We start from the raw sequence: 11423 nt of genomic DNA, 5'->3' as shown, positions 1-11423 counted from the left end.
ACGAGACAGGCGCGGAGACTGATCATGCCCCGGGAGCAGCCACCGACTCGCGTGAGCGCAGCGGCATCGGCACCCGCCGGATGCTCCCCCATTCCGAGGGGTCGTTCTCGAGCAAGACCTGGAGCGCGAGGGCACCCAATTCGTAGTGCGGCAGCGCGAAGGTCGTCAGCCGTGGCCGCAGCCAGCTCGCGAGTTGGTGGTCGTCGAACGAGACGATCGAGAAATCCCCGGGGATCGACAGTCCGGCTTCCTGGATCGCCTGGTACGCACCGAAGGCGAGGCGGTCGTTGAAGGTGATGAGGGCCTCGCCGCGCGCACCCGTGTCCAGGAGGGACCGGGTGGCCGCCCACCCGTCTTCGGGCAGCCACACCGAGCAGAGCCGGGCGCTGGCGGGCTCAAGACCGTCATCGGCCAGCGCATCGAGGATTCCCCGCAGCCGCTCGGTTCCGGCGACGGTCTGCACGGGGACGTCGTCGAGGCCGGGACCGGCACCCAAGAGGTGGATGCGGGAGTGCCCCGCCGCCCGGAGCACGTCGACCGCCGCGCGTCCGGCGGAATACTCGTCGGGCACGATAGCGGGGACCTTCCCCGCGGCACCGTCTTCGGGCAGCGCGTTCAGCAGGACCGCGCTGCGCGGGTCAACGCCCGCCGGCAGCGCACGCACACGGGTGAACATCGACGCGATGATGAGCCCATCGACCTGACGATCGATCATCCCCTGGACGAGCCGGCGCTCCTCATCGGGGGCACCCTCGGTCTCACCGATGAAGAGCATGTAGCCGCTACGGTGCGCGTGCTCGAGAGCGCCCTTGATGAGGTCACCGGCGAGTTGTGACGTGGCCACGGTGTCGGAGACGAAACCGATCGTGCGGCTGGACCCACCGCGTAACGCCGATGACAGGATGTTCGGGCGGTAGGCCAGCTCTGAGGCGACGCGGCGCACACGTTGCTGCGCCGCCTCCGAGATGCGCAGTTCGTCGCCGCGGTCCGACAGCACGAGCGAAGCCGTCGTCCGGGACACCCCGGCCGCCGCAGCAACATCGGCGAGGGTCACGCGCTTCGATTTCACGACGAATCTCCTTCGTTCGCAGCATCCTAGAGCGCCGGGCCAGAGAGAGCCGCGCGGGCCGTGCGCGGGGATGTATGGTCGCCGCGGTTGACAGAACGGTGGATGTGACGGAGGATGGCCTTGCTAATCCGATTTAGCACGACGAGGGATGCCGCATCCGCTTCCGCGGACGCAGAAAGTTACACAGCCATGGCGCCGTCGCCGTACCTCCCCGCAACCGGAAGGAAGACACCGATGTCTCGAGTCCCACGCTCCCGAGCCCTCGCGATCCTCGCCGTCGGCGCAGCCGCAGGCCTGGCGCTGACCGCCTGTGCCCCGCCCGGCGGCGACAGCGCCCCGACCTCCGCCGCTTCGGTGGACCCCGCCGCAGGATGCGGCACCGATGACGTCGTCCTCGACATGTACATCGAGACGGGCTTCCCCCTCCCCAAGGAGCTCGCCGCCGAGTTCACCAACCAGCACCCGAACGTCACGTTCGACATCCGCGAGGACCAGTTCGCCGTCATCACGCAGAACGCGCCCCGCGTCCTGCAGGACTCGCCGCCGGACCTCATGCGCCTGCCGCAGATGTCCGAGCTCGCCTCGGGCGGTCTCCTGCTCGATCTCGACCCGTACGCCGAGGCCTACGGCTGGGTCGACTGGCCCGAGTCGCAGCTCGAGCAGCTGCGGGTGGACGAGGACGGCCGCCGTGGAACCGGCCCGCTCTATGGCATGGGTCTGAACTTCTCCATGACCGGCGTGTTCTACAACAAGGAGCTGGCCGCGCAGATCGGTATGGACGAGCCTCCTCAGACCCTCGAAGAGTTCGACTCCTACCTGCAGGCGGCCAAGGACGCCGGACTCACCCCGATGGCTCAGTTCAACGGCGGCGCTACCGGCGGACTGCTCTTCCCGCTCCAGGCCCTCATGGCGTCATACGGGCCCACCGCGCCGATCAACGACTGGATCTTCCAGGCTCCCGGAGCCACGATCGACACTCCCGAGAACCTTGCCGCTGCCGAGCACCTGCAGAAGTGGGTGGATGCCGGGTACTTCGCGCCCGACATCAACTCGCTCGACTACTCGCAGATGATGAGCCGGTTCATCGGCGGCGAGAGCGTGTTCGTCTTCAGCGGCGACTGGGAGTCCGGAAACCTCGACGCCCAGATGCCCGGCAACGCCGGCTTCTTCCTGATGCCGCCGCTCGAGGGCAGCAGCCAGATGGGCGCGATGTCCGCGCCGCTGACCTACGGCATCGCGGCCGGCGCGGAGCACCCGGATTGCGCGGCGTACTTCCTCAACTGGATCGCGACCGACGAGACGGCGCGCACCATCACGGTCGAGGTCGGCGGCTCGCACCCCATGGGTCCCGCTGACGCGTTCATGCCCGAGGTCGACCCCGACTCGGTCACCGCAGCGACCCTGGCCGCGGGCAACACGATCAACGAGGTCAACGGAGCGATGGACTTCATCGCGAACGCGACCGGGTCGATCTACGCCCAGAGCTGGACTCCGAACGTCCAGCGCCTTGCCGCCGGTGAAGAGGATGCGGCGACGTTGCTCAGCAACGTGCAGGCCGACTATGAGCAGGAAGTGAGCGAGTAACGCTCATGACCTCTCGTCCCACGGGGGCCGCGCCGCGCGCCGGCGCGGCCCCCGCCACGAAACTCCCCCGAACCCCGACGCAGCCCGCGCGTCGGTTTCGGAACGCGGCGGGGATCTACCTCCTCGTGGTTCCCGCCGCGTTCTTCTACGTCACCTTCGTCCTCCTGCCGATCGGGCGGACGGCGCAGTACTCGCTGTATCACTGGGACGGTATCGGCCCCGCGACGTGGGCCGGGTTCGACAACTACGTCGAGGTCTTCACCAACCCGAAGCTGGTCGGCTCCATCCTCAACTCGTTCGAGCTGATCCTGTATTTCAGCATCATCCCCGTCGTTCTGGCTCTGTTCGCCGCGAACATCATCCGCGGCATCGCCGCCTCGCGTCTGGCCGGGGTCTCCCGAACCGTCCTGTTCCTGCCGCAGGTGATCCCTCTGGTGGCGGCAGGCATCATGTGGACCTGGCTGCTGGCCACCGACGGTCTGGTCAATCAGCTGCTGCGAGCGATCGGACTCGGCGGGATCACGCGCGCCTGGCTCGGCGACTTCGCCACGGCGCTGCCCGCCGTGGGCGTCATCGGAGCATGGGTGCAGTTCGGGTTCTGTCTGCTGCTCCTCCTGGCGGGAATGACCAAGATCGACCCCAACCTCTATGAGGCGGCCCGCATCGATGGCGCCGGCCCGGTGCGCGAGTTCGTCTCGATCACCCTGCCGAGCCTGCGCCAGGAGCTCGCCGTGGCGATCACGATCACCGTCATCGCCGCGCTGGCAAGCTTCGACATCATCTACATCTCCACGCAGGGCGGCCCGGGCAACGCGACTCTGGTGCCGGGACTGCAGATCTACTACCTGGCCTTCTTCGAGCGCGAGATCGGCACCGCCTCGGCGCTGGGTATCGCGCTCATGGCGCTCGTGCTGCTGGTCGTGCTGCCGCTGCAACGCCTACTGAGAGGACGCGACGGATGATCGTCTCGACGACCGAGAAGTGGCTCGGCCGGATCCTGCTCGTGTTCATGATGCTCGTGACGATCGTCCCGTTCATCAGCCTGTTCGTGACAGCGCTCCACGAGCCCGGCACCTATCCCAGTGGCCTGAGCCTGCCGGAGACGCCGCACTGGGAGAACTTCCTCCTCGCCTTCAACGCAGCCAACATGCCCGCCCTGCTGTGGTCGAGCATCCTCATCGAGCTGGGCGTGGTTCCAATCGCGATCATCATCGCCACGCTGGCCGGCTTCGCTCTCGGACACCTGCGTCCGGTCGGCGGACGCATCGTGTTCATCGTGTTCCTGCTGGGCCTGACGCTGCCCTTCGAGGGCGTCATCGTGCCGCTGTACTACCAGATCCGCGACATGGGATTGCTCAACACGCGCTGGGCGATCATCCTGCCGCTGATCGGGCTGTTCATGCCGTTCGCCGTCACCTGGATGCGCGCGCACTTCGTGAACATGCCCCAGGACCTGTCGGAGGCGGCCCGGATGGACGGCGCGACCACCTGGCAGCTGTTCTGGCGCATCCACGTTCCGCTTTCGCTGCCGGCGATCTCCTCGCTCGGGATCCTGCTGTTCCTGTGGACGTGGAACCAGTTCCTGTTGGCGATCGTGCTGGTGGACGACCCGACGAAGCGAACCATGGCGGGCGCTCTCGGCGCGTTCCAGGGGCAGTGGGGTACCGACATCCCGCTGCTGTGCGCCGGCTCGCTGCTGATCCTGACCCCGACCCTCATCGTCTTCCTGATCTTCCAGCGTCAGTTCGTCTCGGCGCTGCTTCAGGGCTCCGTGAAAGGCTGAGCGGTGAGCACACCTCCCCCGATCGATCCCGAGCTCCAGCAGGTGCTGGCATCGACGCCGGATGTCGTGACGACACTGCACCCTCACGAGATCACCGCACTTCGGGAACGGGCCGTGCGCCCGAGCCTCGACGATATGACGATGTCGGGCGCGTTCGAGTTGACGGTGCATCTGGCCGCCCGTGCCGGGCACCCCGCCACCGAGGTGGTTCTGCTGCGGCCGGTGGCCCGCGACGGGGCGCTGCCGGTGCTGTTCCACGCCCACGGCGGAGGCATGATCGTCGGCACCCCGTACGACGAACTGCCGGCCCTCGCGCGTTTCGCCGCGCAGACGGGGGTCGCCGTCGCGTCGGTGACGTATCGGCTGGCCCCCGAGCACCCCTTTCCTGCGGCCGTCGAGGATGTGTACACCGGCCTGTCCTGGATCTCGGAGCACGCGGCCTCGCTGGGCATGGATCCCGATCGGATCGTGCTCCACGGCGTGAGCGCCGGCGGGGGGCTCGCTGCGGCGACCGCGCTGCTGGCCCGCGACCGGCGAGGGCCAGCGGTGTTCGCGCAGATGCTGCTGTGCCCCATGCTGGATGCGCGCAACGACTCGGCATCCGGTCACCAGATGGCGGGGAGGGGTGCGTGGGATCGCGTGGCCAACCATACGGGCTGGTCGGCGTACCTGGGCGATGAACCAGGCGAGATCTCTGCCTACGCCTCCCCCGCCCTGGCGGAGGATCTCTCGGGACTGCCGCCGACATTCATCGACGTGGGCAGTGCCGAGACGTTCCGCGATGAGGACATCGCCTACGCCGAACGCATCTGGGCGGCGGGCGGACAGGCTGAACTGCACGTGTGGGCCGGCGGCGTGCACGGGTTCGATGCGCTGGCTCCGGAGGCGGTTCTCTCCCAGCAGGCTCGAGCGGCTCGAGTCCAGTGGCTCACGCGGCAACTCGCCGCGGCGCGCGTTCCCGCCTGACGGCGCCCGATCGGACGCTCAGACGCGGGGCTTGAGGATGCCGGCGTGCTCGGGGTGCCGGTCGAACCACTCAGCGACATACCAGCACACCGGGATCACCTCGCGGTCGCCGCGCTCCTCGAGTTCGGCGACGGCACGCGCGACGATCTCGGCGGCGTACCCGTGCCCCCGGAAGGTCGGAACGGTGTATGCGCGCGTCAGGGCGATCGAGCGGCCGTCATCGTTGTAGTCGAGCGCACTGACGAGGTCATCGCCCACGTGCAGCGTGTAGCGGGAGGCATCCGTCTCGTTCGCGAACCGTGTCTCGCTCATGCCCCCAGGCTACGCCTGCGGGACCAGCCCGCGGCCGGTGTTGCGCCTCATGACGTCGTCGGGCGCGACGCGGGGAGCACCCGTGTACGCACGAGCTCCTGGTACCAGCGCCCGCTGTCCTTGACGGTGCGTTCGAGGGTGTCGAAGTCGACCCGCACGATGCCGAAGCGCTTGGCGTAGCCGTAGCCCCACTCGAAGTTGTCCAGCAGCGACCACACGAAGTAACCGCGCAGGTCCACGCCCCTGGCCATTGCGCGATGGGCTGCGGTGAAGTGGCGCCGCAGGTAGTCCAGACGCTCGGGGTCGGGCACCGAGCCGTCCTCTGCCACGGCGTCGTCGAAGGCCGCGCCGTTCTCGGTGACCATCATCGGCTGCTCAGGGAACTGCTCGTGCAACGACACGAGAAGCTCCTCGAGACCCTCCGGAGCGATGTTCCACCCCATCGCGGTGTACGGCCCGGGCTGCTCCACGAACTCGACGAGCTGGTCGCTGCCCGGCCACGCGGTGCCGCCCTCCGCGCCCTTGTGCCCGTCGTTCTGCTGCTTGGGAGAGATGCCATCCCACATCCGGACGGTCGCGGTGGAGTAGTAATTCACCCCGAGCACATCGATCGGCTGGTGGATGTCGGCGAGGTCGCCGTCGTGCACGAACGACCAGTCGGTGACCGACGCCGTATCCTCCAGCAGATCCGCCGGGTACTCCCCCCGGAGCATGGGTCCCGTGAACGCCCGGTTGGCGAGCGCATCGATCCGGCGCATCGCCTCCGACGCACGCTCGCCCTCGCCGCGCAGCACGTGGAAGTTCAACGTCACCGAGTACTGCGGGTCGCCGGTGGAGGTCGCGCGCAGCGCCTGCAGGGCGCGACCGTGGGCGAGGTTGAGGTGATGGACGGCAGCCAACGCGGCGGCCGGCTCATGGCGGCCCGGAGCATGACCACCCTGGCCGTACCCGAGGTACGCCGAACACCACGGCTCGTTCAGGGTCGTCCAGGTGTGGACCCGGTCGCCGAAGGCCTCCCCGACGACCCGCGCGTACTCCTCGAAGGCGTCGACCGTCGCGCGGTTCGCCCAGCCGCCGGCATCCTCGAGCGGCTGCGGCAGGTCCCAGTGATAGAGCGTCGCGACCGGCTTGATGCCCCGCGCGAGCAGTCCGTCGATCAGGCGCGAGTAGAAGTCGAGTCCCGCGGGGTTGACCTCTCCGCGACCGGTGGGCACGATCCGCGGCCACGCGATCGAGAACCGGTAGGCGTCCAGACCCAGCTCGGCCATCAGATCGAGGTCGCTCTCCCACCGGTGGTAGTGGTCGCACGCCACATCCCCGGTGTCGCCGTTCCACACCTTGCCTGGCGTCTTGCTGAACGTGTCCCAGATCGAGGGACCGCGCCCGTCCTCGTCGAACCCGCCCTCGACCTGGTAGGAGGCGGTCGCGGAACCGAACGTGAAGTCCTGCGGGAAGACCAGACCGGAATCCCGGTAGTCGGCGGAACCGATCATCGTGGGGGTGTCCTTCGTGCTGAGGCGTGCGTCATCGGGGGTCATGCGCGCTCCCCGTCGACCGGTCCGTGCTCGGTGACGGCGGCGCGGTCGACCGAGAAGGTCTCGGTGTGACCGTCGGGGTTCGTGATGGTGACGCTAGCAATCCCCTCTCCCCCCGGGAAGACGCGGATCGCGAGTCCGTCGAGATAGTCGTAGTCGGGACGGTCGTCCCGAGCACCCCACGGGAGCACTGCGCCGGGCCGCACGTACAGCGGCAGGCTGTCGAAGCCGTGCACCTCGGTGCGCCATCCGCCGCCTTCGACCCGCTCCCCCGTCAGCAGGTGGGTCCAGGTTCCGGGCGGGAGGTAGAAGCTCACCTCACCCGAGGCGCTGAAGACGGGCGCGACGAGGATGTCGGAGCCGAGCATGTACTGACGGTCCAGGTAGGCGACGGCCGGGTCGCCCGGGAACTCGAGCTGCATCGGGCGCATGACGGGAAGACCCGTGGATGCCGCATCCTGACCCACCTGGAACAGGTACGGCATGAGCCGCATCTTCAGCCGCGTGAACAGCCGCGTGACGTCCACGGCCTCCTCATCGAAAGCCCACGGCACGCGGTAGGACTCCGAGCCGTGGAAGCGCGAGTGCGAGCTCAGGAGGCCGAACGCGGTCCAGCGCTTGAACACCGCCGGGTCGGGGGTTCCCTCGAACCCGCCGATATCGTGGCTCCAGAACGCGAAGCCGCTCATCGCCAGCGACAGCCCACCGCGCAGCGTCTCGGCCATCGACGTGAACGTCGAGGTCGAGTCTCCGCCCCAGTGCACCGGCATCGACTGTCCGCCGGTCGTGGCCGACCGCGCGAACAGCACGGCCTCGCCCTCTCCCCGGGCCTGCGCGAGCACGTCATACACGGCGCGGTTGTACAGCTGCGTGTAGAGGTTGTGCATCCGCTCGTCGTCGGAGCCGTCGAAGTAGTCGACATCGAGGGGGATGCGCTCGCCGAAGTCGGTCTTGAAGGCATCCACCCCCTGGTCGATGAGGCGGCGCAGCTTCGACTGGTACCACGCTGTCGCGTCGGGGTTGGTGAAGTCGACGAGCCCCATACCGGCCTGCCACAGATCCCACTGCCAGACCGATCCGTCGGGACGGGTGACCAGGTATCCCTGCTCAGCGGCCTCGGCGAACAGCGGCGAGCGCTGCGCGATGTAGGGGTTGATCCACACGCACACGCGCAGATCCTTCTCGTGCAGGCGCGCGAGCATACCGTCGGGGTCGGGGAAGACCCGCGGATCCCACTCGAAGTCGCACCAGTTGAACTCGCGCATCCAGAAGCAGTCGAAGTGGAACACCGAGACGGGCAGCTCACGCCGAGCCATCTCGTCGATGAACGAGGTCACGGTCTGCTCGTCGTAGTCGGTCGTGAACGAGGTCGACAGCCACAGCCCGTACGACCACGCCGGCACGTGCGCGGGGCGACCGGTGAGCGCGGTGTAGCGACCGAGCACGTCGGCCGGGGTCGGTCCCGCGATGACGAAGTACTCGAGGACCTCGCCGGGCACCGAGAACTGCACGCGCTCGACAGCCTCCGAGCCGACCTCGAACGACACGTGTCCGGGGTCGTTGACCAGCACGCCGTAGCCGCGGTTGGACAGGTAGAACGGGACGTTCTTGTAGGCCTGCTCGCTGGAGGTTCCGCCATCGGCGTTCCAGATCTCCACCGACTGCCCGTTCTTGACGAGCGGGCCGAACCGCTCGCCCATGCCGTACACGAGCTCCCCGACGCCGAGGTCGAGCTGCTCGTGTACGTAGGTGTCGGATGCCGGGGCGGCAAGCCCCGTGCGCGCGTTTCCTGCCACACCGTGCGCGACGTCGGCATCGGGCGCCAGACGGATGTAGCCGGCCGACTTGTGTCCGCTCGCGGTGACGGGCACGCCGTCGACCTCGAAGGACAGCGACCACGGGGCACCGTGGGTCACTCGCGCGGTGAGGGCTCCCGTCGAGAGGGTGCCTTCGGCATCCGTCACGACAGCCGTCCCCGCGCCGCCGGTCGCACCCGGGAGCGCGAACCCGCCGTGCCAGTGCCCGCCCTCGTGGTGGGCGATCCGCACGCGCACGACACCTTCGAGCGGCGAGGACAGCGTGACGGTGAGGGTCGGCCGGTTCAGGACGTCGCCGCGTTTGGCGATCCGGACGGTGGGAGCGGTGACGGTCAGAGCGTCGCCGTCCTGGGGGTGAACGGCCTGCCAGATGTCGTAGGCCTCCTGCGCGTACAGCGCGGTGACGCCCGGGCGCAACTGCCAGAACCCGTCGGTGAATCTCATTACTTGACTGCTCCTGCCGTGATGCCGCGTGTCAGCGTGCGCTGGAAGATGAGGAAGAAGAGGAGGGTCGGAAGGATGCCCAGCAGCGCCGACGCACTCGTGGTGGTCACGTCCATGAGACGGTCGCCCTGCAGGACGCTGATGGCGACCGGTACCGTCTGGGTCGCGTTGGAGACGAGGAACGTCAACGGGATGAGGAACTCGTTCCAGGTCCAGATGAAGAAGAAGATCAGGAGCACCGAGAGGGTCGGCCTGCTGATCGGGAAGACGACCCGCCACAGGATCTGCCACCGGGAGGCGCCGTCCATGGATGCCGCCTCGAGCACTTCCTTCGGGAAGGTGCCGTAGACGGATGCCAGGAGGTACGTCCCGAAGGCAGCCTGGATGACGGTGAAGATGATGATCACCGACCACACGGTGTTGTAGAGCCCGACTGCTTTGGCCATGTAGTACAGCGGGTACAGCAGCGCCTCCTGCGGCAGGAGGTTCGCCAGCAGGAACAGCAGCACGATCCAGCTCCGTCCGCGGACGCGGCCGATCCCGATCGCGAACGCGTTGAGCATCGAGATGAGGACGGCGAGCACGGCCACGGCGCCCGAGACGAAGAAGGAGTTCCACAGCTTCTCGGGGAAGTTGACCCGTTCCCAGAAGGCGACGAGGCCGTCGACGTAGAACTCCGTCGGAATCGACAGCGGCCCGCTGTTGGAATACTCCGCGGGTGACTTGAACGAGTTGACGATGATCAGATAGAACGGCGCGACGACCAGCAGCGCGCCGATGACGACGAACGCGACCATCAGCCAGTCGATCCCGCGCGGCGTGTTCATGCCGCCTCGACGACGCCGGGGCGTTCTGGCTCCGGGGGTGGTCATGGTTGCGGTCGCCATCACAGCCCCGCCCTTTCCTTGCGCTCCGAGGCCGTCTGGGCCCGGATGAACACGACGGCGATGACGCCAATGACGAGAGTGAGCGCCGTGGCGATCGTGGCGCCGTAGCCGACCTGCTGAGCCTGGAAGAACTCGGAGTAGGCGTAATAGGCGGGGACGATCGTGGAGGTGCCGGGGCCACCGCGGGTCAGCACATAGACGGGACCGAACACCTTCAGCGCAGCGATCGTCGTGGTGAGGGTCACGACATAGATCTCGGGACGGATGATGCTGACCGTGATGGCGCGGAATCGCTGGAACCAGTTCGCTCCGTCCAATTCGGCCGCCTCATACAGCTCGGGGTCCACGCGCTGCAGCGCCGCCATGAAGATGACGACCGGGTACCCGATCTGCACCCATATGAGGACGACCATGATGCTGGGCAGAGCCGTGTCGGGGCTTCCCAGCCAGTTGTGGGCGAGGAAGCCCAGGCCGATGTTCTCGAGGATCGTGTTCAGCGCACCATCCTGGGGGCGCAGGATCCAGCCGATGACGATACCGGCTACGGCGACCGGCAGGATCTGCGGAAGGTAATAGGTCGCACGCAGGAAGCTCGCGAAGCGGCCCCCGAACTTCCGGCCGACGAGGTCGAAGAGGACCGCAGCGAGGATCAGTCCGATGACGGTGGGCACGACGACCATCGCGACGATCATCCAGATGCTGTTGCCGAAGGACGTCCAGAACTTCTGGTCCTGCATCAGCGCGGCCCAGTTTTCCAGTCCGATCCAGATCGGCGGGCGGATGCCGCGCCACTCCGTGAACGTGAGGTAGAAGTTCCAGACCAGGGGGATGATCACGACCACCAGCAGCAGCACGAGTCCCGGCAGCAGATAGAGCCAGTACGAACCGGAGCGGGCGCGTCCCCGCTGGGGGATCAGGGGCTCCTCTGGAGGGAGCCGCGGGGTCCGGCTGCGCCGGACGAAGGGGACTGCTGCGGTCATGTTCCGATTCCTCGGGTGGATGGGGGGCCGGGCGGCCGGCCGGGGA

General features: G+C 67.8%; 10 protein-coding genes. 4 read left to right on the top strand and 6 right to left on the bottom strand.

The annotated features are described in order from the left end of the window. Window positions 1-22 precede the first annotated feature (22 nt). On the bottom strand, window positions 23-1069 hold the full coding sequence (locus ACSGC5_RS01115) for a LacI family DNA-binding transcriptional regulator (RefSeq protein ID WP_434968788.1): 1047 nt from the start codon (window positions 1067-1069) through the stop codon (window positions 23-25). A gap of 234 nt (window positions 1070-1303) precedes the next feature. On the opposite strand from ACSGC5_RS01115, the gene ACSGC5_RS01110 reads away from it, so the two are divergent. From ACSGC5_RS01110 to ACSGC5_RS01095, 4 genes are read left to right on the top strand one after another with little or no spacing between them, the layout of a single operon-like run. Next, window positions 1304-2653 carry an ABC transporter substrate-binding protein gene (locus tag ACSGC5_RS01110; RefSeq protein WP_434968787.1) on the top strand — a complete coding sequence of 450 codons (1350 nt, stop codon included), beginning with the start codon at window positions 1304-1306 and terminating at the stop codon, window positions 2651-2653. Between the two features lie 5 nt (window positions 2654-2658). Further along, window positions 2659-3615, top strand: coding sequence for a carbohydrate ABC transporter permease (locus ACSGC5_RS01105; RefSeq protein ID WP_434968786.1), 957 nt, complete (start codon window positions 2659-2661; stop codon window positions 3613-3615). Next, on the top strand, window positions 3612-4436 hold the full coding sequence (locus ACSGC5_RS01100; RefSeq protein ID WP_434968785.1) for a carbohydrate ABC transporter permease: 825 nt from the start codon (window positions 3612-3614) through the stop codon (window positions 4434-4436). Before ACSGC5_RS01105 ends, ACSGC5_RS01100 begins: the two co-directional genes overlap by 4 nt. Window positions 4437-4439: 3 nt before the next feature. Further along, window positions 4440-5402, top strand: a complete 963-nt coding sequence (locus ACSGC5_RS01095; protein ID WP_434968784.1) for an alpha/beta hydrolase — start codon at window positions 4440-4442, stop codon at window positions 5400-5402. A gap of 18 nt (window positions 5403-5420) precedes the next feature. On the opposite strand, the gene ACSGC5_RS01090 is transcribed toward ACSGC5_RS01095, so the two are convergent. Genes ACSGC5_RS01090 through ACSGC5_RS01070 form a run of 5 tightly spaced genes read right to left on the bottom strand, consistent with a single transcriptional unit; the run spans window position 5421 to window position 11377 of the window. After that, window positions 5421-5714 (bottom strand): GNAT family N-acetyltransferase, encoded by a 294-nt coding sequence (locus ACSGC5_RS01090; protein WP_434968783.1) that lies wholly within the window; start codon window positions 5712-5714, stop codon window positions 5421-5423. A 47-nt stretch (window positions 5715-5761) separates the two neighbouring features. Then, the gene (locus ACSGC5_RS01085) at window positions 5762-7252 is read right to left on the bottom strand and encodes a GH1 family beta-glucosidase (protein ID WP_434968782.1); all 1491 of its coding nucleotides are present in this window, start codon (window positions 7250-7252) and stop codon (window positions 5762-5764) included. Next, window positions 7249-9510 (bottom strand): alpha-xylosidase, encoded by a 2262-nt coding sequence (gene yicI / locus ACSGC5_RS01080; protein ID WP_434968781.1) that lies wholly within the window; start codon window positions 9508-9510, stop codon window positions 7249-7251. The genes ACSGC5_RS01085 and yicI overlap by 4 nt, the downstream gene beginning before the upstream one ends. Continuing rightward, window positions 9510-10397: a carbohydrate ABC transporter permease gene (locus ACSGC5_RS01075; RefSeq protein ID WP_434968780.1), complete on the bottom strand. Its 888-nt coding sequence runs from the start codon at window positions 10395-10397 to the stop codon at window positions 9510-9512. Before ACSGC5_RS01075 ends, yicI begins: the two co-directional genes overlap by 1 nt. Next, window positions 10397-11377, bottom strand: coding sequence for a carbohydrate ABC transporter permease (locus tag ACSGC5_RS01070; RefSeq protein ID WP_434968779.1), 981 nt, complete (start codon window positions 11375-11377; stop codon window positions 10397-10399). Before ACSGC5_RS01070 ends, ACSGC5_RS01075 begins: the two co-directional genes overlap by 1 nt. Window positions 11378-11423: the final 46 nt, after the last annotated feature.

It is taken from the genome of Microbacterium sp. bgisy207 (assembly GCF_965345035.1).
In the GTDB taxonomy this organism is placed as follows: Bacteria; Actinomycetota; Actinomycetes; order Actinomycetales; family Microbacteriaceae; genus Microbacterium.
The sequence above is the reverse complement of the archived record's forward strand: the minus strand, read 5'-3'. Positions and strand labels throughout refer to the sequence as shown.